The 24,512-nt window shown below is 59.3% G+C and carries 19 protein-coding genes; 10 read left to right on the plus strand and 9 right to left on the minus strand.

The features are described from left to right. Positions 1–198 precede the first annotated feature (198 nt). Positions 199–456, plus strand: coding sequence for a hypothetical protein (locus ACW9JC_RS17620; protein WP_457456429.1), 258 nt, complete (start codon positions 199–201; stop codon positions 454–456). Between the two features lie 155 nt (positions 457–611). On the opposite strand, the gene ACW9JC_RS17625 is transcribed toward ACW9JC_RS17620, so the two are convergent. From ACW9JC_RS17625 to ACW9JC_RS17665, 9 genes are all read right to left on the minus strand, one after another. Continuing rightward, positions 612–1,592, minus strand: coding sequence for a peptide ABC transporter ATP-binding protein (locus ACW9JC_RS17625; protein ID WP_103394126.1), 981 nt, complete (start codon positions 1,590–1,592; stop codon positions 612–614). Next, the gene (locus ACW9JC_RS17630; RefSeq protein ID WP_338584671.1) at positions 1,592–2,560 is read right to left on the minus strand and encodes an ABC transporter ATP-binding protein; all 969 of its coding nucleotides are present in this window, start codon (positions 2,558–2,560) and stop codon (positions 1,592–1,594) included. Before ACW9JC_RS17630 ends, ACW9JC_RS17625 begins: the two co-directional genes overlap by 1 nt. 10 nt (positions 2,561–2,570) lie before the next feature. Beyond that, the gene (locus ACW9JC_RS17635; RefSeq protein ID WP_150703598.1) at positions 2,571–3,497 is read right to left on the minus strand and encodes an ABC transporter permease subunit; all 927 of its coding nucleotides are present in this window, start codon (positions 3,495–3,497) and stop codon (positions 2,571–2,573) included. Positions 3,498–3,508: 11 nt separating this feature from the next. Continuing rightward, positions 3,509–4,519 carry an ABC transporter permease subunit gene (locus ACW9JC_RS17640; RefSeq protein ID WP_075947650.1) on the minus strand — a complete coding sequence of 337 codons (1,011 nt, stop codon included), beginning with the start codon at positions 4,517–4,519 and terminating at the stop codon, positions 3,509–3,511. Positions 4,520–4,592: 73 nt separating this feature from the next. After that, entirely contained in the window at positions 4,593–6,188 is a 1,596-nt protein-coding gene (locus ACW9JC_RS17645) for an ABC transporter substrate-binding protein (protein ID WP_457456432.1), read from the minus strand. Between the two features lie 78 nt (positions 6,189–6,266). Next, entirely contained in the window at positions 6,267–7,643 is a 1,377-nt protein-coding gene (locus tag ACW9JC_RS17650; RefSeq protein ID WP_448106317.1) for an OprD family porin, read from the minus strand. Between the two features lie 170 nt (positions 7,644–7,813). Beyond that, positions 7,814–9,415, minus strand: a complete 1,602-nt coding sequence (locus ACW9JC_RS17655) for an ABC transporter substrate-binding protein (RefSeq protein WP_338584674.1) — start codon at positions 9,413–9,415, stop codon at positions 7,814–7,816. 302 nt (positions 9,416–9,717) lie between these two features. Continuing rightward, on the minus strand, positions 9,718–11,343 hold the full coding sequence (locus ACW9JC_RS17660; protein WP_338584676.1) for an ABC transporter substrate-binding protein: 1,626 nt from the start codon (positions 11,341–11,343) through the stop codon (positions 9,718–9,720). A gap of 477 nt (positions 11,344–11,820) precedes the next feature. Beyond that, on the minus strand, positions 11,821–12,540 hold the full coding sequence (locus ACW9JC_RS17665; protein WP_448106319.1) for an SIMPL domain-containing protein: 720 nt from the start codon (positions 12,538–12,540) through the stop codon (positions 11,821–11,823). A gap of 338 nt (positions 12,541–12,878) precedes the next feature. Here ACW9JC_RS17665 and ACW9JC_RS17670 point away from each other — a divergent pair, with 338 nt between their 5' ends. From ACW9JC_RS17670 to ACW9JC_RS17710, 9 genes are all read left to right on the plus strand, one after another. After that, positions 12,879–14,141, plus strand: a complete 1,263-nt coding sequence (locus ACW9JC_RS17670) for an ATP-binding protein (protein WP_416127870.1) — start codon at positions 12,879–12,881, stop codon at positions 14,139–14,141. Then, positions 14,134–14,694 (plus strand): response regulator transcription factor, encoded by a 561-nt coding sequence (locus ACW9JC_RS17675; protein ID WP_150703605.1) that lies wholly within the window; start codon positions 14,134–14,136, stop codon positions 14,692–14,694. The genes ACW9JC_RS17670 and ACW9JC_RS17675 overlap by 8 nt, the downstream gene beginning before the upstream one ends. Positions 14,695–14,791: 97 nt before the next feature. Next, positions 14,792–16,519, plus strand: a complete 1,728-nt coding sequence (locus ACW9JC_RS17680) for an ABC transporter ATP-binding protein/permease (protein WP_457456436.1) — start codon at positions 14,792–14,794, stop codon at positions 16,517–16,519. Between the two features lie 190 nt (positions 16,520–16,709). Continuing rightward, the gene (locus ACW9JC_RS17685) at positions 16,710–17,459 is read left to right on the plus strand and encodes a FadR/GntR family transcriptional regulator (protein WP_338584681.1); all 750 of its coding nucleotides are present in this window, start codon (positions 16,710–16,712) and stop codon (positions 17,457–17,459) included. Between the two features lie 383 nt (positions 17,460–17,842). Further along, positions 17,843–18,754, plus strand: coding sequence for a 5-dehydro-4-deoxyglucarate dehydratase (gene kdgD, locus ACW9JC_RS17690; protein ID WP_338584682.1), 912 nt, complete (start codon positions 17,843–17,845; stop codon positions 18,752–18,754). A 61-nt stretch (positions 18,755–18,815) separates the two neighbouring features. After that, positions 18,816–20,258: an aldehyde dehydrogenase family protein gene (locus tag ACW9JC_RS17695; RefSeq protein ID WP_416127867.1), complete on the plus strand. Its 1,443-nt coding sequence runs from the start codon at positions 18,816–18,818 to the stop codon at positions 20,256–20,258. Positions 20,259–20,409: 151 nt separating this feature from the next. Then, on the plus strand, positions 20,410–21,780 hold the full coding sequence (locus tag ACW9JC_RS17700) for an MFS transporter (protein ID WP_338584685.1): 1,371 nt from the start codon (positions 20,410–20,412) through the stop codon (positions 21,778–21,780). Between the two features lie 11 nt (positions 21,781–21,791). Continuing rightward, positions 21,792–23,345, plus strand: a complete 1,554-nt coding sequence (gene garD / locus ACW9JC_RS17705) for a galactarate dehydratase (RefSeq protein ID WP_457456439.1) — start codon at positions 21,792–21,794, stop codon at positions 23,343–23,345. A 186-nt stretch (positions 23,346–23,531) separates the two neighbouring features. After that, complete coding sequence (locus ACW9JC_RS17710) at positions 23,532–24,473, plus strand: AEC family transporter (protein ID WP_338584688.1); 942 nt, start codon at positions 23,532–23,534, stop codon at positions 24,471–24,473. Positions 24,474–24,512 lie beyond the last annotated feature (39 nt).

Here is a 24,512-nt window from a genome sequence, read left to right on the forward strand (position 1 = left end):
GGAGCGATAGTCGAGATACAAGGAGCTGCCGAAGGCTGCGATCTTTTGATCTTTTCGGCATAACCATTATTCAAAACCAATCTCTACATCCAGGGCATTTCTGTCCGTTCATTTGCGTCCTATCTGGAGAACCCCGTTGATCGGAACTAGATTTCAATCAGCGCCAGACAGGCTCTCTACGACAGGATGGATTCGGCCATGAACAGATTGCTCCGTGTTTTATTGATGATGAAGGTGTTGGTGATGTTGACCCTCGGTAGCTCGGCGGTCTGGGCCGAGTGTGAGGAGCATGAGACTCAGGCTTCCAGCGGGCAGGGGACGCATGGCGAACTGATGATCGCCAAGTCTGAATCCGAGCCGGGCGACAAAGGGCAGGGTGGCGCTGAGGGCGACGATGACTCGACCACCGACGAACCGGACTCCGATGACTCCGACGAAGGCGATAGCCAGACGTAAATCACAGACAAAATAAAACCCCTTCCTCCTGAAATGGAAGGGGTTCAATTAACACAACTCTCTGTGGGAGCTAGCCTGCTGGCGATTGCGGTTTGCCTGTAAACAGAAATGTTGACGGGTATGCCGCTATCGCCAGCAGGCTGGCTCCCACATTGTTATGCCGCGCCGTCGAGGAACTGCTCGGCGTAGTGGCAAGCCACCTGACGACTGTCGAGCAGGCGCAGGGCCGGTTCTTCAGTGCTGCAACGCTCGGTAGCGTACGGGCAACGCTTGTGGAACGCGCAGCCGGGTGGCGGGTTCAGCGGGTTGGGTAACTCGCCGACGATCTTGATTTTCGGTTTGTTCGGGTCCGGGTGAATCGTCGGTGTAGCCGACAACAGTGCCTGGGTGTACGGGTGCAGAGGGCGCTCGTAGATGTCGTTCTTCGGTCCCATTTCCACTGGGCGACCGAGATACATCACCATCACGTCATCGGCAACGTGTTGCACCACCGCCAGGTTGTGGGAGATGAACACGTAGGCAGTGTTGAACTCTTGCTGCAGGTCCATGAACAGGTTCAGCACCTGTGCCTGAATCGATACGTCCAGCGCCGAGGTCGGCTCATCCGCGACCAGCACTTTAGGCTGGAGCATCATTGCTCGGGCCAGGGCGATCCGCTGGCGCTGACCGCCGGAGAACATGTGCGGATAACGCTGGTAGTGCTCAGGACGCAAGCCCACCTGCTTCATCATCGCCTGGACTTTCTCGCGACGTTCGGAGGCCGACAAGTTGGTGTTGATCAGCAGCGGCTCAGCCAACTGGTCGCCGACTTTTTGTCGTGGGTTCAACGAAGCGTAAGGGCTCTGGAACACCATCTGCACGTCTTTGCGCAATTGCTTGCGCTGAGCCTTGTCGGCACCGGCGACTTCCTGGCCGGCGATTTTCAAGGAGCCCGAAGACGGCTCTTCGATCAGGGTCAGGGCGCGGGCCAGGGTGGACTTGCCACAACCCGATTCGCCTACGACAGCGAGGGTCTTGCCGGCTTCCAGTTCAAACGACACACCGTTGAGGGCGCGTACGGTGGCGTGACCCTTGAACATGCCACGGGACACTTCGTAGTGACGGGTCAGGTCGCGGGCGGTAAGTACGACGGCCATTACGCCACCTCCTGGTTCAGCGGGTAGAAGCAGCGGGCGAGGCTGTTGCTTTTCGGGTCAAGGGCCGGCCGCTGCGAGCGGCAGTTGTCCTGCACGTACGGACAGCGCGGCGACAGCAGGCAACCCTGCGGACGGTCGTAGCGACCGGGAACGATGCCCGGCAGGGTCGACAGGCGCGCGGCACCCTGGCTGTGTTCCGGAATCGCCTTGAGCAATGCTTCGCTGTACGGGTGCGCCGGAATGTCGAACAACTGTGGCACCTGACCGACTTCGACGGCCTGGCCTGCGTACATCACGCACACGCGCTGGGCGGTTTCAGCCACGACGGCGAGGTCGTGGGTGATCAGCACCAGGCCCATGTTCTGCTCTTTCTGCAACGCCAGCAGCAGGTCCATGATCTGCGCCTGGATCGTTACGTCGAGAGCCGTGGTCGGTTCGTCGGCGATCAGCAGTTTTGGTTCGCCAGCAATCGCCATGGCAATCGCAACGCGCTGGCTCATGCCGCCGGACAGTTGATGCGGGTAGGCGTCCATACGGCTGGCCGCGCCCGGGATCTCAACTTTTTCCAGCAGTTCGATGGCACGCTTGCGCGCTGCCTTGCCGGACATTTTCAGGTGCAGGCGCAGCACTTCTTCGATCTGGAAACCGACGGTGTAGCTCGGGTTCAGCGCGGTCATCGGGTCCTGGAAGACCATCGACAGGTCTTTGCCGACGATTTGCCGACGCTGCCGGTTGCTCAGCTTGAGCATGTCCTTGCCGTCGAAGCTGAGCGAGTCAGCGGTAACGATGCCGGGATGCTCGATCAGGCCCATCAGCGCCATCATGGTCACGGATTTACCCGAACCCGACTCGCCAACGATGGCCAGCACTTCGCCTTTGTCGACTTTCAGGTCGAGGCCATCGACCACGGGCGTAGCGTTCTTGTCGCCGAAGCGAACGTTGAGATTCTTGATTTCTAACAGTGACATTGGAATCTCCTCAGGCGGCGTTCTTGAGTTTCGGGTCCAGCGCGTCGCGCAGGCCGTCACCCATCAAGTTGATTGCCAGCACGCTGAGCAAAATGGTCAAACCAGGCAGACTGACTACCCACCAGGCGCGTTCGATGTAGTCGCGGGCCGAGGCCAGCATGGTGCCCCACTCAGGGGTTGGCGGTTGTACGCCAAGGCCGAGGAAGCCCAGTGCGGCGGCATCGAGAATTGCCGAGGAGAAGCTCAGGGTTGCCTGAACGATCAGTGGTGCCATGCAGTTAGGCAGCACAGTCACGAACATCAGGCGTGGCAGACCGGCACCGGCCAGGCGCGCGGCGGTCACGTAGTCGCGGTTCAGCTCGCCCATCACCGCAGCGCGGGTCAGACGAACGTAGGACGGCAGGGACACCACGGCGATCGCGATCACGGTGTTGATCAGGCCAGGGCCGAGGATGGCGACGATCGCCACGGCCAGCAGCAGCGACGGCAGGGCCAGCATGATGTCCATCAGACGCATGATGGTCGGGCCGACCGCTTTCGGGAAGAAACCGGCGAACAGACCCAGCAGGATCCCCGGGATCAGCGACATCACCACCGACGACAAGCCGATCAGCAGCGACAGGCGCGAACCCTGGATCAGGCGCGACAGCAGGTCGCGACCCAGTTCATCGGTGCCGAGCAGGAACTGGATCTGCCCACCTTCCAGCCAGGCTGGCGGGGTCAGCAGGAAGTCACGGTACTGCTCGCTCGGATCATGGGGGGCAACCCACGGGGCGAAGATGGCGCAGAAAATCACCAGCAGCATGAACATCAGGCCGGCAACGGCGCCTTTGTTCTTGGAAAACGCTTGCCAGAATTCTTTGTACGGCGACGGATACAGCAGGCTTTGATCCACGGCGGAGGCGGCGGTGGCTACTGAGGATGTTGGAGTGCTCATGGTTATTGACCTCAGCGCTGATGACGGATGCGTGGGTTGGCAAAGCCGTAGAGGATGTCCACTACGAAGTTGACCAGAATCACCAGGCAGGCGATTAACAGGATGCCGTTTTGTACGACTGGGTAGTCCCGGGCGCCGATGGCTTCGATCAGCCATTTGCCGATGCCCGGCCAGGAGAAGATGGTTTCGGTCAGGACCGCACCGGCCAGCAGGGTGCCGACTTGCAGGCCGACCACCGTCAGTACCGGAATCAGCGCGTTACGCAGACCGTGCACGAACACCACGCGCGACGGCGACAGGCCTTTGGCGCGGGCGGTACGGATGTAGTCCTCGCGCAGCACTTCGAGCATCGACGAACGGGTCATCCGCGCGATCACCGCCAGCGGGATGGTGCCGAGCACGATGGCCGGCAGGATCAGGTGGTGCAGCGCATCGAAGAACGCGCCGACGTCATCGGCCAGCAACGTATCGATCAGCATGAAGCCGGTGCGCGGCTCGATGTCGTAGAGCAGGTCGATCCGCCCGGACACCGGGGTCCAGCCCAGGGATACCGAGAAGAACATGATCAGGATCAGGCCCCACCAGAAGATCGGCATCGAGTATCCCGCGAGGGAGATGCCCATCACCCCGTGGTCGAACAGGGATCCTCGCTTGAGTGCCGCGATCACCCCGGCCAGAAGGCCCAGGATACCGGCGAACAACAGCGCGGCCATGGACAGTTCCAGGGTCGCGGGGAAGAGGGAGGTGAACTCGGTCCAGACACTTTCACGGGTACGCAGGGATTCCCCGAGATCGCCGTGGGCCAGTTTGCCGATGTAATCCAGGTACTGGGCATACAGGGGTTTGTTCAGACCTAGGCGTTCCATTGCCTGAGCGTGCATTTCGGGATCGACCCTACGTTCTCCCATCATGACTTCCACGGGGTCGCCAGGGATCATGCGAATCAACGCGAAAGTCAGCAGGGTGATGCCGAAGAACGTGGGGATCAGTAACCCCAGTCGGCGGGCAATAAAACTAAACATCGTGTGTTGTACCTCATCAGCCGGTTAGGCGTGCCCGGCATGCCTGGGTCAGGCACGCCGGGAGTTTTCTTATTTACTTCACCTGGGTGGTGGCGAAGTTATTCGTGGTGAGGGGGCTAATGTGATAACCCTCTACGTTGTTGCGCATTGCGGTGAACATTCTAGTGTGTGCCATGCTGATCCATGGCTGGTCCTGGTTAAAAATAACCTGGGCCTGTTCGTACAGTGCAGCACGCTCGGCCGGGTCGGTTTTTTCGCGGGCCTGATCGATCAGGGCCTGGAATTTGTCATTGCACCAGCGTGCATAGTTTTCGCCGTTCTTCGCGGCTTCGCAACTGAGCATAGGCGTCAGGAAGTTATCCGGGTCGCCGTTGTCGCCCGCCCATCCGGCGGAAACCATGTCGTGCTCGCCGTTTTTCGCGCGCTTGAGCATTTCGCCCCATTCCATCACGCGGATGTCGATCTTGATCCCGACCTTGGCCAGGTCGGCTTGCATCATCTGCGCGCCAAGCATCGGGTTCGGGTTGGTTGCACCGCCTCCGTTGCGGGTGAACAGGGTGAAGGTGGTGCCTTCCGGTACGCCGGCTTCCTTGAGCAGGGCGCGGGCCTTGTCCAAGTCACGGGGCGGGTTCTTCAGACTGTGGTTGTAGCCCAGCAGTGTATCGGGGAACGGGTTGACTGCCGCGGTCGCGTTGCCCTTGCCGAACAGCGCGTTGACAGCCGCTTCCTTGTCGAAGGCGATGTCGATGGCTTTGCGCACCCGAACATCGCTCAGGTACTTGTGCGTGGTGTTGATGGCGATGTACGCGACGGTCATCGCATTCAGTTCATCGACTTTCAGCTTGTCGTCTTTCTTGATGCTCGGGATGTCATCCGGCTTCGGGTACAGCGCGACCTGGCACTCGTTGGCCTTTAGCTTCTGCAGGCGCACGTTGTTGTCGGTGGCGATGGCCAGGATCAGCGCATCAGCCGGAGGCTTGCCGCGGAAGTAATCCGGGTTGGCCTTGAAACGAACCTGGGCGTCCTTGTTGTAGCGCTGGAAGACGAACGGGCCAGTGCCGACCGGCTTGTTGTTCAGGTCGCCGGCCTTGTTGGCCTTGAGCAACTGATCGGCGTACTCGGCGGAGTAGATCGACGAGAAGGCCATGGCGATGTCCGCCAGGAACGGCGCTTCACGACGGGTCAGAGTGAACTTGACCGTGTTGTCGTCGACTTTCTCGACGCTCTTGAGCAGTTCTTTGAAGCCCATGCTTTCAAAGTACGGGAAGCCCACGCTCGACAGTTTGTGCCACGGATGATTCGGGTCCAGCTGACGCTGGAAGCTCCAGACCACGTCGTCGGCATTCATGTCGCGGGTCGGCTTGAAGTATTCGGTGGTGTGAAACTTGACGCCTTTACGTAGATGGAACGTGTAGCTCAGGCCGTCTTCGCTGATGTCCCAGGACTCGGCCAGTGCCGGAATCACTTCGGTGGTACCGGGCTTGAAGTCTGCCAGGCGATTGAAGATGGTTTCGGCCACCGCATCGGCTGTGACTGCAGTCGTGTACTGGACCATGTCGAAGCCTTCGGGGCTGTTTTCGGTACAAACCACCAGGGGTTTGGCCGAGACACCGACAGCGACACTGAGCAACGCAGCCGCGATGGCCGCACGTAGGGGAAGCATTTTCATCAAGAACCCTCTGCAATCGGTTAAAGGACAAAAACCGAACGGCCGATTCATCACTGAATCCGCCGTTCGGCACATGCATTACAGAATGTTGAACGGAACAGTAGTCACGAGACGGAACTCGTTGATGCTGCCGTCGGCCTGGTTTTCGCTGGCGCGGTGGGTGGTGTAGGTCGCGCGGATAGTCGTGGCCTTGAGCGGGCCGCTCTGCACGGCGTACGTAGAACCGATGCCGTATTCGTAGTGGTGCTCGCCGTCCATGTTCTTAACGTCGTAGGCGGTGCCGGTGTAGTGAGTACCGTCGATGCCCCAGCCGCGAGCCTGGTAGATATTGAATTTCAGGCCTGGCACGCCGTATTCGGCCATGTTGAGGCCGTAAGCGATCTGGAAGGATTTCTCATTCGGACCGTTGAAGTCCGACAGCAGGGAGTTGGCCAGGTAGATGCCGTTGGTTTCGTGCAGGTAGTCGAAGTACTCGTTACCGTTCACTTCCTGGTACGAGAAAGTGACAGTGTGAGCCTGGTGAGTCAGGCCGAACGACAGGGAGTAGGTGTCGTTGTCGATCTCACCCATCAACTTTTTGCCTTCGTCGACGGTTTTGTAGTAGTTCAGGCCGGTGGTCAGGCTCAGTACCGAACTGTCGCCCAGTTGGTGAGTGGCGCCGAAGTAGTACTGGTTCCAGAAGTCTTCAGCCTGGGTCGCGTACAGGCTGGTTTGCAGGCTTTTCAGCGGCGCGTAGTTCAGACCCGCTGTGTTTACGTGGTCGGTTTCGGCGTTGATGTTGGAGTATTCGGTGCGGAATTTCGACAGGCTCTGTTCGGTACGTGGTGACACACGGTCGAAGGTGGCCAGGTCGAACGACAGATTGTCGAATTCTTCGCTGTGGATCGCTACACCTTCAAAGCTCGAAGGCAGCGGACGGTTGCCGATAACGTCGACAATCGGGCTGCTGAAATTCATGCGGCCGGCGGTCAGGGTGGTGTTGGAGACACGTGCCTTGACATTGGCCAGACCCAGTTTGCTCCACTGATCCACGGCATCGCCGTTGGAGTGGGCGAGGGTGCGGTTGGAGCCGCCCTTGATGTCTTCGCGGCTGCGATCCAGAGCAATCGCGTTGTACGCGGCGACTTCAGTGCTGAAGCCGACAGTGCCTTGGGTGAAGCCCGAGGTGTAGTTCAGGATGGTGCCCTGAACCCAGTTGATTCGACGCGAGCCGTTCAGTTCTTCACCGTGCCGCTCGTACTTGAAGACGCCGCCGCGCTGCTTGTCTTCGTTGGCGTACCAGTTACGGGTAGTACCCGACAGGCTCTGGCCATCGATAAAACCTTTGGCTTCCGATTGGGAATTGGTACTTGCCAGTTGAGTCGGAACGAAATCCTGGCTGACGCTTTCAGCATGGGCCCCGGCGGTGATGCTGCTGATGGCTAACGCCAGTATCGCGGTGCTGCTCAGTTTCATGGGTAAAGCTCCTTACTTTCTTTTTTTATGCCGGTCTTTTTTGGTGTCCGGCTTTTGGTTTAGAACTCATTTCACGCATCGCAAACGTTTGCTGTAAGCCTTGTGGGCGAATTACGGCAATACGCTTGCGTGAGGGCGCAATGCGCCCCCAGCGTTTTAGCTACACGGTTTTATTTTTCGATGCTGACACCCGAGAACACGTTGCGACCGAACGGGCTGACTTTGAACCCTTCGATTTTGGCGCTCAACGGCTGGTTGACCGTCGAGTGGGCGACCGGCGTGATCGGCACCTGCTGTTTGAGGTACTGCTGCGCCTGTTTGTAGAGCAGGGTGCGCTGGTCGCGGTCGGTCACGACTTTGGCCTGCTTGATCAGCTTGTCGTAAGCCGGATCACACCACATGGAGTAGTTGTTGCCGCCAATGGCGTCGCAGCTGTACAGCGTGCCGAGCCAGTTGTCCGGGTCACCGTTGTCACCGGTCCAGCCGATCAGGCTGATGTCGTGCTCGCCGTTCTTGGTGCGCTTGATGTACTCGCCCCATTCGTAGCTGACGATCTTGACCTTGAGGCCGATCTTCGCCCAGTCAGCCTGGAGCATCTCGGCCATCAACTTGGCGTTCGGGTTGTACGGGCGTTGGACGGGCATGGCCCACAGGGTGATTTCGGTACCTTCTTTCACGCCGGCAGCCTTGAGCAGTTCCTTGGCTTTTTCCGGGTTGTAGGCGGCGTCCTTGATGGTCTCGTCGTAGGACCATTGGGTCGGTGGCATGGCGTTGACCGCCAGTTGCCCCGCGCCCTGGTAAACGGCGTTGAGAATGCCTTGCTTGTTCACCGCCATGTCGAGCGCCTGGCGCACTTCGAGCTGGTCGAACGGCTTGTGGCGCACGTTGTAGGCGATGTAGCCGAGGTTGAAGCCTGGCTTCTCGATCAGTTGCAGTTTTGGGTCGTTCTTCAGCGCAGTGACATCGGCCGGGCGTGGGTGCAAGGTGATCTGGCACTCGTCGGCTTTGAGTTTCTGCACCCGCACCGAAGCGTCGGTGTTGATGGCGAAAATCAGGTTGTCGAGCTTCACGCGGCTCGGGTCCCAGTAGTGCTTGTTGCCGGTGTAACGGATGTTCGAGTCTTTCTGGTAGCTCTTGAACACGAACGGCCCGGTGCCGATCGGCTTCTGGTTGATGTCGCTCGGCTTGCCTTCGGCCAGCAGCTTGTCGGCGTACTCGGCGGAGAGGATCGCGGCGAAGCTCATGGCGATGTTCTGGATGAACGCGGCGTCCACGCTGTTAAGCGTCATGACCACGGTCAACGGCCCGGTCTTTTCGACCTTGGCAATGTTCTTGTTCAGGCTCATGCCGTTGAAGTAGGGGAACTCCGTCGGGTAGGCCTTACGGAAAGGTTGTTGCGGATCGAGCATGCGGTTGAACGTGAACAGCACGTCATCGGCATTGAAGTCGCGGGTCGGTGTGAAGTACTTGGTTGTATGAAACTTCACGCCTGGGCGCAGGTGAAAGGTGTACTTGAGGCCGTCTTCGGAAATATCCCAACTCGTGGCCAGACCCGGTACGACATTGGTCGCGCCTTTTTCAAACTCTGCCAGTCGGTTGTACAGCGGCTCGGCGGCGTCGTTGTCGGTCGCGGTCGTGTACTGCGCCGTGTCGAAACCGGCGGGGCTGCCTTCGGAGCAGAACACCAGGCTGTTATTGGCGGCCTGGCTCATGGAGGTGGCGGCCAACAGACCGGTGCCCAGCAAAGCGGATAAAACCAAGGTATGGCGCATGACGCTCTCTCTTGTTCAGTGTTTTGGCAATGGGCCTTCGTCCCGCTCGGGGACGTGGAGGCCTCATTGGTTTCAAGCCATGACGTGCAGCAAAACCGATAGCCCACGCATGAGCTGGTCGGATCCCGACGGTATAGTCCGTGGGTCCGGCAGTACATGCGAAGAGCCTTACAGACTCGTAGGAAAAGACGACACGTCCTAACGGACTGCTGTAGTCAGCAGACGATTTGGATGTAGGCGAATTCCTGCTTTCTCGGTCGATAAAGTAACGGCGACGTCCAGGACGTCGCCGTTACCCGATCTTATTTGCTGACGCTGACGCCGTAGAAGGAGTTCAAGCCAAACGGGCTGATCTTGAAGTCCTGCACTTCGGCACGCATGGGTTGGAACACCGTCGAGTGAGCGATAGGTGTGTATGGAGCAGCGTCTTTGAGGACGTGTTGCGCCTGCTTGTACAGTTCGGTGCGCTTGGCCTGGTCAGAGGTACGCTTGGCTTCTTTGACGATGCCATCAAACTTCGGATCGCACCATTTGGAGAAGTTGTTGCCGCTCAGCGAATCGCAACCGAACAGCACGTTCAGCCAGTTGTCCGGATCACCATTGTCGCCGCTCCAGCCAATCAGCATTGCTTGCTGTTCGCCGCCTTTGGCGCGTTTGATGTACTCGCCCCATTCGTAGCTCTGGATTTTGACGTTCAGGCCGATCTTCTTCCAGTCGGACTGCAGCATCTCAGCCATCAGCTTGGCGTTCGGGTTGTACGGACGTTGTACCGGCATCGCCCACAGAACGATTTCGGTGCCCTCTTTGACGCCAGCTTCCTTGAGTAGCGCCTTGGCTTTCTCAGGATCGTATTTGGCATCCTTGATCGTGGTGTCGTAGGACCACTGGGTTGGCGGCATGGCGTTGACAGCCAGTTGGCCTGCGCCCTGATAGACAGATTCGATGATCTGTGGCTTGTTGACCGCCATATCCAGCGCTTGACGCACTTTCAGATCGGCCAGCGGGTTTGGAACGGTTTGACCCTTGAGCTGCGGCATCACGTTGTAGGCGATGTAACCCAAGTTGAAGCCGGCCTGGTCAGGCAGCTTCAGGGCCTTGTCTTCGCGCAGCGCCTTCAGGTCGGCCGGGCGAGGGAACAGTGTGATCTGGCACTCGCCCTTTTTCAGCTTCTGGATACGTACCGACGGGTCGGTGGTGATGGCGAAGATCAGGTTGTCGATCTTCACGTCATCAGGCTTCCAGTAGTCCTTGTTCCCGGTGTAGCGGATGTTGGAGTCTTTCTGGTAGCTCTTGAACACGAACGGACCAGTGCCGATCGGCTTCTGGTTGATGTCGGCAGCCTTGCCTTCCTTGAGCAACTGGGCAGCGTACTCGGCGGACTGGACGGAGGCGAAGCTCATGGCCATGTTCTGGATGAACGCAGCATCAACTTCTTTCAGAGTGAACTTGACGGTCTTGTCGTCGACTTTATCGATCTTGGTGATGTTGGTATCCATCCCCATGTCGGTGAAGTACGGGAATTCGGTCGGGTACGCCTTACGGAACGGATCATCCTTGTTAATCATGCGATTAAAGGTGAACAGCACGTCGTCGGCGTTGAAATCACGAGTCGGCTTGAAGTACGGGGTGGTGTGGAACTTGACACCATCACGCAGGTGGAAGGTGTACGTCAGGCCGTCATCAGAGACGTCCCAGCTGGTCGCCAGGCCAGGAATAACGGCGGTGCCGCCGCGCTCGAACTGAGTCAGGCGGTTGAACATGGTTTCTGCAGAGGCGTCGAAGTCGGTTCCGGTGGTGTATTGACCTGGATCGAAACCGGCCGGGCTCCCTTCGGAGCAGAACACCAGATTGGTCGCAGCTTGAGCGAACGGTGCGGCGGCTAACAAGCTAGCGCCGACTAAAAACGGAATGACCGCTTGTTTAAGCATGGTGGCCTCATGATTTGTTGTCATTTTTTAATTTTGAGGACGACCTCGTGAGTCGTGCCTGCGGATACTTATGCAGGGGGCATACCCAATGCAAGATCTTGAGCGACTACAGGTCTTAAACGGTGGCACGAACGTACCTTAATGTCGCATATGTATAATTTTTGACGCATTTGACCGTTTGCGCGGCGTTTTTGCAGTGCAATCGTCGCACTTTTATGGTGCATTAAAGCGTGGGGCTGCCCGCGCGTGGGGCGGGGTGTTACCTATTTATACCCCGTCCTGTGGGGGTGGGTAGGGGTTAAATGGGAGTGGTTATTGTTGCACTCGTTTTGGTCGAAGGTCGGCAGTTGTACCAAGTGCAACTGATGTCGTTTTTCAGGGGTATTCCTGTCCGTTTCCAGAATCAGCATAGACGCAGTTTGCAAAAAAAAAGGCGACCACCGGAGTGATCGCCTTTTTTCGCCTGCGGGTTACCGATTAAGGCATCAGCACTTCAATCGAACCGTCAGCCGTCATGCTGACCTGGCTGGTACCGGCTTCCACTTCCGGGGTCACCGGGGCAGCGCCGTCCATGCTCGCAGCTTTCATCATCATCGGCGCGCGCATATAGGGCTGCGGGTAGCCGTTGCTGTTGAAGTTCAGATTGACGATTTTGTAGCCCTTGCCACCCAGTGCGTCGGTCGCCAGTTGCGCGCGAGCCTTGAAGGCGCTCACGGCTTCCTTGAGCAGGGTGTCTTCACTGGCCTTGCGGGTTGGCGTGGCGATGGCGAAGTCCATGCCGCCCATCTTCAGGTCGGTGAGCAGTTCGCCGGTCAGCTTCGACAGTGCGGCGAAATCGGTGCTTTCCAGGCGCAACTCGGCGCGTTCACGCCAGCCAGTGATTTTCTGGCCCTTGGCGTCGTAGATCGGGTAGCTGTTACGGCTGCCCTGGCGCAGGGTGATGTCCTTGACTTGCTTGGCCTGGGCCAGCGCCTTGTTCATGGTGGTGCTGACGTCGGCGGCGAGTTTGGCCGGGTCGGTGTTTTGCTCTTCGGTGTACAGGGTCACGATCATCAGGTCGCGAGCCACTTCCTGGCTGACTTCGGCGCGCAGGGAAATCTGGTTGTAATGAAGCTCGTCGGCAGCCAGGGCCGGGAGGCTGGCGACGGTGCCAACGCTCAGGGCGAGAAGGGCGGCGCTGCGGCGGAATGTGTGCATGAAAGCTCCTAAAGTGGTGCGCAGGTTTTTGTCCGAGCCTGCGTGAAACCATCAGACTCTAGCTTTAATGATCCGGTTCGCACAGTTACAACTTCTATACAGATCGAAGGTGACCGCTGCGCGGTCAATCGCGGGCAAGCCTTGCTCCTACAGTTCTGATTCGGTCAAAGGATTGATTTACGACGCGGGCCTGTAGGAGCAAGGCTTGCCCGCGATGGCGGCCACACAGGCGCAGCAAACCTTCTTTGGCATGTGGTCGTTTGCCGCACTTTCGCTTCTGAAGGCGCCGCTTGGTTATACTCCCTGCGATCCGCCTGGAGCGCTCATCAGGAGAGCTCATGCTCGCCCCCGTTCAAATCACTTCCGCCACTCGCCAGAACCTCTGGCGGCTGACTTTCATCCGTACTTTGGTGCTGGCCGCCCAAGCCGGTTCCGTGGGCCTGGCCTACTGGCTCGAATTGCTACCGCTGCCCTGGTTCCAACTGGCCGCGACCCTTGGTTGCTCGATGCTGCTGTGTGCGTTCACGGCGATTCGACTGCGCACTTCGTGGCCGGTCACCGAGCTTGAATACGCCGTGCAACTGGCCTGCGACCTGTTTATCCACAGTGCCTTGCTGTATTTCTCCGGCGGTTCGACCAACCCCTTCGTCTCTTATTACCTGGTGCCGCTGACCATCGCCGCCGTGACATTGCCGTGGCGTTATTCGGTGATTTTGTCGGGCATCGCGCTGACGATGTACACCTTGCTGCTGGCGCGCTTCTATCCGCTGCAAACCTTCCCGATCGCCCGGGAAAACCTGCAGGTGTACGGGATGTGGTTGAGCTTCGCGCTTGCGGCGGCGGTGATCACTTTCTTCGCCGCGCGCATGGCTGAAGAGCTGCGCCGTCAGGAAGAGCTGCGAGCGATCCGTCGCGAAGAAGGCCTGCGTGATCAGCAGCTGTTGGCCGTGGCCACGCAAGCAGCAGGCGCCGCCCATGAACTGGGCACGCCGCTGGCAACCATGAGCGTGCTGCTCAAGGAGATGCGTCAGGACCATCACGACCCGATGTTGCAGGACGACCTGAGCGTGCTGCAGGATCAGGTCAAGCTGTGTAAAGAGACGTTGCAGCAACTGGTGCGCGCCGCCGAGGCCAATCGCCGGTTGGCGGTGGAGATGCAGGACGTCACCGACTGGCTCGACGAAGCGCTCAATCGCTGGCACCTGATGCGCCCGGAAGCCAGCTATCGCTTTCAGCGCCTCGGCCAGGGCACCGTGCCGCGCATGGCACCACCGCCGGACCTGACCCAGGCGTTGCTGAATTTGCTGAACAACGCGGCGGACGCCTGTCCCGAGGGTCTGCAAGTGACCCTGGACTGGAACGCCGAGGATTTGACCATCAGCATCCGCGACCACGGTGCCGGTGTGCCGCTGGCCATTGCCGAGCAGATCGGCAAGCCGTTTTTTACCACCAAGGGCAAAGGCTTCGGCCTGGGCCTGTTTTTGAGCAAGGCCAGCGTGACACGCGCCGGCGGCTCAGTGAAACTCTATAGTCATGAAGAAGGCGGCACGCTCACCGAGCTGCGCCTGCCTCACGGCGCCCGAGGAGACGAACATGAGTGACGAAATCCAAGTCGAAGGCGAAGAGCTGCCGCATTTGCTGCTGGTCGACGATGACGCGACCTTTACCCGCGTGATGGCCCGCGCCATGGCTCGCCGGGGTTTCCGTGTGAGCACGGCCGGTTCCGCCGAAGAAGGCCTGGCGCTGGCTCAGGCTGATCTGCCGGATTACGCCGCACTGGACCTGAAAATGGACGGCGACTCGGGCCTGGTGCTGCTGCCCAAGTTGCTGGAAATGGACCCGGAAATGCGCGTGGTGATCCTCACCGGTTATTCGAGCATTGCCACCGCCGTCGAAGCGATCAAGCGCGGCGCCTGCAACTACCTGTGCAAACCGGCCGACGCCGACGACGTATTGGCCGCGCTGCTGTCCGAACACGCCGACCTCGACAGCCTGGTGCCGGAAAACCCGATGTCCGTGGACCGCTTGCAGTGGGAACACATCCAGCGCGTGCTGACCGAGCACGAAGGCAACATCTCCGCCACTGCCCGCGCCCTGGGCATGCACCGCCGCACGCTGCAGCGCAAACTGCAGAAACGCCCCGTTCGCCGCTGAACCTGCGCTGAACGAATGCGGGCCGCTCCTCGCGACAAACCGGACCGATCATCTATGATCGGTTCGTGCGTGTACTTTTCTCTATCGAGCCTTATCCATGAATCAGAACGCTGAGTACTCCGCGGTCAACGATGCTGTGCGCGGGCAGTTTTTTCGCAAAGTGTGGGCGATGATCACGCCTTATTGGCAGAGTGAAGAGAAGGTCAAGGCCTGGACGCTGTTGATCGCGGTGATTGCGCTGTCGCTGATCAGCGTGGGGATCTCGGTGTGGTTCAACACCTGGTACAAGGATTTCTACAACGCGCTGCAACAGAAGGACGAAGCTGCATTCTGGCGGCTGATTCTGTACTTCTGCGCAATTGCGGCGGTGGCGATTGTCGGCGCGGTGTACCGCCTCTACCTCACTCAGATGTTGACGATTCGCTGGCGGGCCTGGCTCACTGAAAAGCATTTTTCCCGTTGGCTCAGTGACAAGAATTACTACAAGCTGGAGCAGGGCGGTTACACCGATAACCCGGACCAGCGGATTTCCGAAGACCTCAACAACTTCACCTCCAACACCCTCGAACTGGGTATCGGGCTGCTGCGCAATATCGTCAGCCTGGTGTCGTTCTCGATCATTCTGTGGGGCGTGTCGGGCAGTATCGAAGTCTTCGGTATTACCATTCCCGGCTACATGTTCTGGTGCGTGCTGGTTTACGCGGTGGTCGGCAGCTGGTTGACGCATTTGATCGGTCGTCGCTTGATCGGCCTGAACAACCAACAACAGCGCTTCGAAGCCGACCTGCGTTTCTCCATGGTGCGGATTCGTGAGAATGCCGAAAGCATCGCGTTGTACAACGGCGAACCGAACGAAAACCGCCGGTTGAGCGGCCGCTTCGGTATGGTCTGGCATAACTTCTGGGACATCATGAAGGTGTCCAAGCGCTTGACGTTCTTCACCGCCGGTTACAGCCAGGCGGCCATCATTTTCCCGTTCATCGTGGCTGCGCCGCGTTACCTCTCGGGCAAGATCGAACTCGGTGAGTTGATGCAAATCAGCTCGGCGTTCGGCAACGTGCAGGAAAGTTTCAGCTGGTTTATCAGTGCCTATCAAAGCCTCGCTTCATGGCGTGCCACCTGCGATCGTCTGCTCAGCTTCCGTCAGGCCATGACCGACAACGAGGAGCGCGCACCGGCCATCGACGTGCAGAACACGGGCTCGGCCTTGAAGATGCACAACCTTGGCCTGGATCTCGCTGACGGCCGTCACTTGCTGACCAATGCCGACTTGACCGTGGAAGAGGGCGAGCGCGTGATGCTCAGCGGCCGTTCCGGCAGCGGCAAGTCGACGCTGTTGCGGGCGATGGGGCACTTGTGGCCCGCAGGCCACGGCAGCATTCGCCTGCCGGCGGCGCGGTATCTTTTCCTGCCGCAAAAACCGTATTTGCCGATCGGCACATTGCGTGAGGCGCTGAGTTATCCACAGGCCGGCGATACGTATCCTAACGAGCGTTACGCACACGTCCTGGAAACCTGCCGCTTGCCGCATCTGGTGGGGCGTCTCGACGAAGCCAACCACTGGCAGCGCATGCTCTCGCCGGGTGAGCAGCAACGCCTGGCCTTTGCCCGCGCGCTGCTGTATGCGCCGCAATGGCTGTACATGGACGAAGCGACTTCGGCGATGGACGAAGAGGATGAGGCGTCGCTGTACCAGGCGCTGATCGATGAGTTGCCGGGACTGAGCATTGTCAGCGTCGGGCATCGCAGCAGTCTCAAGCGCTTCCATCCACGGCATGTGCGGATCGAGAACGGCCATTTGGTGGACCAGACCGTGACCGCATAAACAATGAAAAAAACTGTGGGAGCGAGCTTGCTCGCGATGGCTGACTGACATTCAACGACGATGTTGCCTGACAGATTGTCATCGCGAGCAAGCTCGCTCCCACAGGGGATAGTGGTCACTGGTGATCGTACAACCGCGTTGCGCTATGATGCGGTTTCAGCAGCCGAACTTTTCGAGACAGATGTTCACCATGGAAAACCTGAACGACGCACCACGCCTACCTCGCAAGCGCCGCAGCCTCGCTCAGGAACTGGTGACGGTGCTGTCCGAGCAGATCCGCGACGGTCACCTCAAGCGTGGCGACAAGTTGCCCACCGAGTCGGCGATCATGGATGCCCATGGCGTCAGCCGCACGGTGGTGCGCGAAGCGATCTCCCGTTTGCAGGCGGCAGGGCAGGTGGAAACCCGCCACGGCATCGGCACTTTCGTGCTGGATACGCCGAGCCCAAGTGGTTTCCGCATCGACCCGGCAACCGTGGTGACCTTGCGTGATGTGCTGGCGATTCTGGAATTGCGCATCAGCCTCGAAGTGGAATCCGCCGGCCTTGCCGCCCAACGTCGCAGTTCCGAGCAGTTGGCGTTGATGCGTGCGGCGCTGGATGCACTGAACGAAAGCGTCTCCCACGCCAGCGATGCCGTGGCGTCGGACTTCCAGTTCCACCTGCAGATTGCGCTGTCGACCGGCAACCGCTACTTCACTGACATCATGACGCACCTGGGCACCAGCATCATTCCGCGCACCCGTCTCAACTCCGCGCGGTTGGCCCATGACGATCAGCAGCACTACATGAATCGCCTGAGCCGTGAGCACGAAGAAATCTACGACGCCATCGCCCGCCAGGATTCCGATGCGGCGCGTGCGGCCATGAGATTGCACCTGACCAACAGCCGTGAGCGGTTGCGTCATGCGCATGAAGAGGCTGAGGCGCAGCGCGGATAAGCAATCCGCCCTGCGTCATCTATCACCTGAATTACCGGTATCGCTAGCAGGCTGGCTCCACAGTGGATCTCGCCACACTGAAGATCCCTGTGGGAGCGAGCTTGCTCGCGATAGGGCCGTAAGCCATAAAACAAATCTGCAGTTATCCCAAATCTTCCGACAACGTATCTCTCAAACTACCGTTTATCACGGCGCTCGCAACTCTCCTCCCTCCGCTGAAACCCGCTAAAAATCTGATTCACAGCGTTTCTTGTCGAACAATTTTCACCCCCAGCGATGAAATGCAGTTGACGGTTGTATTTTAAGTTGTACGATGACCTACAACTTCAGCGCAGGCTGAACAGTCATTTCACACAAACGTCGCAACTCAGGGTGTTCGAATAATGAATCCACAAGAACTGAAGTCCATCCTCTCTTCCGGTCTGCTGTCTTTCCCGGTTACCGATTTCAATGCACAGGGCGATTTCAACCGCGCTGGCTACATCAAACGTCTCGAATGGCTGGCCCCATACGGCGCCTCGGCTCTGTTCGCCGCAGGCGGCACCGGTGAGTTCTTCTCTCTGGCGGCCAGCGAATATTCGGAAATCATCAAGACTGCCGTCGACACTTGCGCCACCAGCGTGCCAATCCTGGCCGGCGTGGGCGGTTCGACCCGTCAAGCCATCGAGTACGCGCAGGAAGCCGAACGTCTGGGCGCCAAAGGCCTGTTGCTGCTGCCGCACTACCTGACCGAAGCCAGCCAGGACGGCGTTGCCGCCCACGTTGAAGCCGTGTGCAAATCGGTCAACATCGGCGTCGTGGTCTACAACCGTAACGTCTGCCGCCTGACCGCGCCGCTGCTGGAACGTCTGGCCGAGCGCTGCCCTAACCTGATCGGCTACAAGGATGGCCTGGGCGATATCGAGTTGATGGTGTCGATCCGTCGCCGCCTCGGTGATCGTTTCAGCTACCTGGGCGGCTTGCCGACCGCTGAAGTCTACGCCGCTGCCTACAAGGCGCTGGGCGTACCGGTTTACTCCTCGGCGGTGTTCAACTTCATCCCGAAAACCGCGATGGACTTCTACCACGCGATCGCTCGCGAAGATCACGCCACCGTCGGCAAGATCATCGACGACTTCTTCCTGCCGTACCTGGACATCCGCAACCGCAAGTCTGGCTATGCAGTGAGCATCGTCAAGGCCGGGGCAAAAATTGCCGGCTATGACGCAGGCCCTGTGCGGGCACCGCTGACCGATCTGACTGGCGAAGAGTACGAAATGCTCGCCGCGCTGATCGACAAGCAGGGTGCGCAGTAACACATCCGTTTAAGTAAGGCCGCTGAGCAATCAGCGGCCTTTTGCGTGAGGAGATCTCAAAGTGGCAGATGCAAAGCGTTTCGATAACTACATCAATGGTGAATGGGTTGCCGGTGGCGATTACTCGGCCAACATCAACCCGTCCGAGCTGAGCGACACCATCGGCGACTACGCCAAGGCTGACCTGGCTCAGGTCAACGCCGCCATCGATGCTGCCCGTGCCGCATTCCCGGCGTGGTCCACTTCCGGCATTCAGGCGCGTCATGATTCGCTGGATAAAGTCGGCACTGAAATCCTTGCCCGTCGCGAAGAACTCGGCACCCTGCTGGCTCGCGAAGAGGGCAAGACCCTACCCGAAGCCATCGGCGAAGTGACCCGCGCCGGCAACATCTTCAAGTTCTTCGCCGGTGAATGCCTGCGTCTGTCCGGCGACTATCTGCCGTCGGTGCGTCCGGGCGTCAACGTCGAAGTCACTCGCGAAGCCTTGGGCGTGGTTGGTCTGATCACCCCGTGGAACTTCCCGATTGCCATTCCTTCGTGGAAAATCGCCCCGGCCCTGGCCTACGGCAACTGCGTCGTGCTCAAGCCTGCTGACCTGGTGCCGGGTTGCGCCTGGGCGCTGGCGGAAATCATCTCCCGCGCAGGCTTCCCGGCCGGCGTGTTCAATCTGGTCATGGGCAGCGGTCGTGTGGTGGGCGATGCACTGGTGCACAGCCCGAAAGTCGACGGTATCAGCTTCACCGGTTCCGTGGGCGTTGGTCGTCAGATCGCCGTCAGCTGCGTGTCGCGTCAGGCCAAAGTCCAGTTGGAAATGGGCGGCAAGAACCCGCAGGTCATTCTCGACGACGCTGACCTCAAGCAAGCGGTCGAGTTGTCGGTGCAGAGCGCGTTCTACTCCACCGGTCAGCGTTGCACGGCGTCGAGCCGCTTCATCGTTACTGCCGGGATTCACGACAAGTTCGTTGAAGCCATGGCCGAGCGCATGAAGTCGATTAAGGTCGGCCACGCGCTGAAAGCCGGCACCGACATCGGCCCGGTGGTTTCCCAGGCCCAGCTTGAACAGGACATGAAGTACATCGACATCGGCCAGTCCGAAGGTGCACGTCTGGTCAGCGGCGGTGGTCTGGTGACCTGCGATACCGAGGGTTATTTCCTCGCGCCAACCCTGTTTGCCGACAGCGAAGCGTCGATGCGTATCAGCCAGGAAGAGATCTTTGGCCCAGTGGCCAACATCGTCCGCGTGGCCGATTACGAAGCTGCCCTGGCCATGGCCAACGACACCGAATTCGGTCTGTCGGCGGGCATCGCTACCACGTCCTTGAAGTACGCCAACCACTTCAAGCGCCACTCCCAGGCCGGGATGGTGATGGTCAACCTGCCGACCGCCGGCGTGGATTACCACGTTCCGTTCGGTGGCCGTAAAGGTTCATCCTATGGATCACGTGAGCAAGGTCGCTATGCGCAAGAGTTCTACACGGTCGTGAAGACCTCCTACATCGGTTGATTCACCGCAATACCCCTGTAGGAGCTGCCGCAGGCTGCGATCTTTGCTTTTAAAGATCAAAAGATCGCAGCCTCGTTTCACTCGACAGCTCCTACAGGGAATATCCAAAGATTCACCCGCGCATAAAAATAATTTGTGGGAGTACATCTACATGCAATCGACCCAGAAGCCGACTCACGTCCGCTATTTGATCCTGCTCATGCTGTTTCTGGTGACCACGATCAACTACGCCGACCGGGCTACCATCGCAATCGCCGGCTCCAGCCTGCAAAAAGACCTCGGCATCGACGCCGTTACCCTCGGCTATATCTTCTCCGCATTCGGTTGGGCCTACGTGGCCGGGCAAATTCCCGGTGGCTGGTTGCTGGACCGTTTTGGTTCGAAAAAAATCTACGCACTGAGCATCTTCACCTGGTCGCTGTTCACCGTGCTGCAGGGTTATGTCGGCGAGTTCGGCATGTCCACGGCCGTGGTTGCGCTGTTCATGCTGCGCTTCCTGGTAGGCCTGGCCGAAGCGCCATCCTTCCCCGGCAACGCACGTATCGTGGCGGCCTGGTTCCCGACCGCTGAACGCGGCACCGCCTCGGCGATCTTCAACTCAGCGCAATACTTTGCCACCGTGTTGTTCGCACCGCTGATGGGCTGGATCGTCTACAGCTTCGGCTGGCAGCACGTGTTCATCGTCATGGGCGTGATCGGCATCATCTTCTCCGGCATCTGGTTGAAAGTGATCTACAGCCCGCGCCAGCACCCGATGATCAACGATGCCGAGTTCAAGCACATCGCCGACAACGGCGGCATGGTCGACATGGACCAGGACAAGGGCAAAGGCAAAAAAGCCGATGGCCCGAAATGGGACTACATTCGTCAGCTGCTGACCAACCGCATGATGCTCGGCGTGTACCTGGGCCAATACTGCATCAACGGCATCACCTACTTCTTCCTGACCTGGTTCCCGGTGTACCTGGTGCAAGAACGCGGCATGACCATCCTCAAGGCCGGTTTCATCGCCTCGTTGCCGGCGATCTGCGGCTTCATTGGTGGTGTGCTGGGCGGGGTAATCTCCGACTACCTGCTGCGCAAAGGCCATACACTGACCTTCGCCCGCAAGGCGCCGATTATTGCTGGCCTGTTGGTTTCCAGCAGCATTGTGGCCTGTAACTACGTGGATGTTGAATGGATGGTCGTCGGCTTCATGGCCCTCGCATTCTTCGGCAAAGGCGTGGGCGCATTGGGCTGGGCCGTGGTGTCCGATACTTCGCCGAAGCAGATCGCCGGTCTGAGCGGTGGCTTGTTCAACACCTTCGGTAACATCGCTTCGATCACCACCCCGATCGTGATCGGCTACATCATCAGCTCCACCGGTTCGTTCAAATGGGCGTTGGTATTCGTCGGTTGCAACGCACTGGTCGCGGTGTTCAGCTATCTGGTCATCGTTGGTCCGATCAAGCGTGTGGTGCTCAAAGAGCCACCGGTCAACGGTCCTGAAACCAACAACAAATTGTCTCAAGCGCATTCCTGAGGAGCGGCGTCATGCAGTTGATTGAACATTCCGACTCGCCGCGCTACATCCGCCTGCACGAGCGGGACAACGTGGTGATCGTGGTCAATGATCAGGGCGTCCCGGCCGGTACCGAGTTTGCGGATGGCCTGGTCACCGTGGACTTCGTGCCACAGAGCCACAAGGTCACCCTGGAAGACATTCCCGAGGGTGGCCAGGTGATTCGTTACGGCCAGGTCATTGGCTACGCCTTGCAGCCGATTCCACGCGGCAGTTGGGTCAAGGAAGATCAACTGCGCATGCCGACCGCGCCACCGTTGGATAGCTTGCCGCTGTCCACCGAAGTGCCGGCCGCGCCAGCACCGCTGGAAGGCTTCACCTTCGAGGGTTATCGCAATGCCGACGGCACCGTTGGCACGCGCAACATTCTCGGTATTACCACCACTGTGCAGTGCGTCACCGGCGTGCTGGATCACGCGGTCAAGCGCATCAAGGACGAGTTGCTGCCCAAGTACCCGCACGTCGATGACGTAGTGGCGCTGACCCACAGCTACGGCTGTGGCGTGGCGATCACCGCGACGGACGCGTACATCCCGATTCGCACCGTGCGCAATTTGGCGCGCAACCCGAATCTGGGCGGCGAGGCTCTGGTGATCAGTCTGGGCTGCGAGAAATTGCAGGCCGGGCAGGTGATGCATGAGAACGACAGCTCGGTGGACTTGAGTGAGCCATGGCTGTACCGCCTGCAGGATTCCAGCCACGGTTTCACCGAGATGATCGAACAGATCATGGAACTGGCCGAAACCCGTTTGAAGAAGCTCGATCAACGTCGCCGGGAAACCGTGCCGGCGTCCGAGCTGATCCTCGGCATGCAGTGCGGCGGCAGCGATGCGTTCTCCGGCATCACCGCCAACCCGGCGCTGGGCTATGCCTCGGATCTGTTGCTGCGCGCGGGCGCGACGGTGATGTTTTCCGAAGTCACCGAAGTGCGCGACGCGATCTACCTGCTGACTTCTCGGGCGCAAACCAAGGAAGTCGCGCAGGAACTGGTACGGGAAATGGACTGGTACGACCGTTATCTCGCCAAGGGTGAAGCGGATCGCAGCGCCAACACCACGCCGGGCAACAAGAAGGGCGGGTTGTCGAACATTGTCGAGAAGTCGCTGGGTTCGATCGTCAAGTCCGGCAGCAGCGCGATCAGCGGCGTGCTCGGTCCTGGCGAGCGCTTCAAGGAAAAAGGCCTGATCTTCTGCGCGACCCCGGCCAGCGACTTTGTCTGCGGGACGTTGCAGCTGGCGGCCGGGATGAACCTGCACGTGTTCACCACCGGGCGTGGCACGCCTTACGGTTTGGCCATGGCGCCGGTGGTGAAGGTGTCGACCCGGACCGAACTGGCGCAACGCTGGCCGGACCTGATCGACATCGACGCGGGCCGAATCGCTACCGGGCGCGCTTCCATCGAGGAGCTTGGCTGGGAGTTGTTCCACTACTACCTGGACGTGGCCAGCGGCAAGCAGCAGACGTGGGCGGAAAAGCACAAGCTGCATAACGACATCACCTTGTTCAATCCGGCGCCGATCACGTAAGACCGCGTTATCGTTTATCGCTGGCAAGCCAGCTCCCACAGAGGGCTTCTTTGTTGCACAAATGGTGTGAACACTGAAGATCACTGTGGGAGCTGGCTTGCCAGCGATGGCGATCTGGCAGGCGCCGAAGTTCTCAGTGGCTTATCATTAGCCCCCTAACGACGCCCACCCCAAGGTCCTCCCGGCATGCTGGCAATTTTCCTCGAAACCCTGAACATCACCGCACCGGTGTTCGCCATGCTGTTTCTCGGGGTTTTGCTCAAACGCATCGACTGGATCAACGACAACTTCATCCACACCGCGTCGTCCCTGGTGTTCAACGTCACCATGCCGGCGTTGCTGTTTCTGGGCATCCTGCATGCCGACCTGCACGCCGCGCTGCAACCGGCGCTGCTGATTTATTTCTCCCTCGCGACCCTGGTGTGCTTTGCCATTGCCTGGGGCTGGGCGATTTTCAAGTGCCCGCGCGAAGACCGCGGAATCTACACTCAGGGTGCCTTTCGCGGTAACAACGGCGTGATTGGCTTGGCACTGGCGGCCAGTATGTACGGCGATTACGGGATTTCCCTCGGGGCGATTCTCGCGGCGCTGGTGATCCTGTTCTACAACACGCTCTCGACTATTGTGCTGGCGGTGTACAGCCCGGTGATCAAGTCTGATCCGTGGAGCATCTGCAAAAGCGTCATGGTCAATCCGTTGATCATCAGCGTGATTGCGGCGGCACCGTTTGCGTACTTCAAAATCGGCCTGCCGGGATGGCTGGAGACGTCCGGCCAGTATCTGGCGCAAACCACTTTGCCGCTGGCGTTGATCTGCATCGGCGGCACGCTGTCGCTGGCGGCGATGCGCAAAAGCGGTTCGATGGCGCTTAGTTCAAGCCTGGTGAAAATGCTCGGCCTGCCGATTCTGGCGACGCTCGGTGCGTGGCTGTGGGGTTTTCGTGGTGCGGAGTTGGGGATTCTGTTTCTGTACTTCGGCAGCCCGACCGCCGCGGCCAGTTTCGTCATGGCCCGGGCGGCCGATGGCAATCATGAACTGGCGGCGGCGATCATCGTGATCACCACGCTGATGGCTGCGGTGACTACCAACATCGGGATCTTTTTGTTGCAGTGGGGTGGGTGGATCTGAAAATCAAAAGATCGCAGCCTGCGGCAGCTCCTACAGGAG

The organism is Pseudomonas sp. SDO5591_S426 (genome assembly GCF_054070755.1).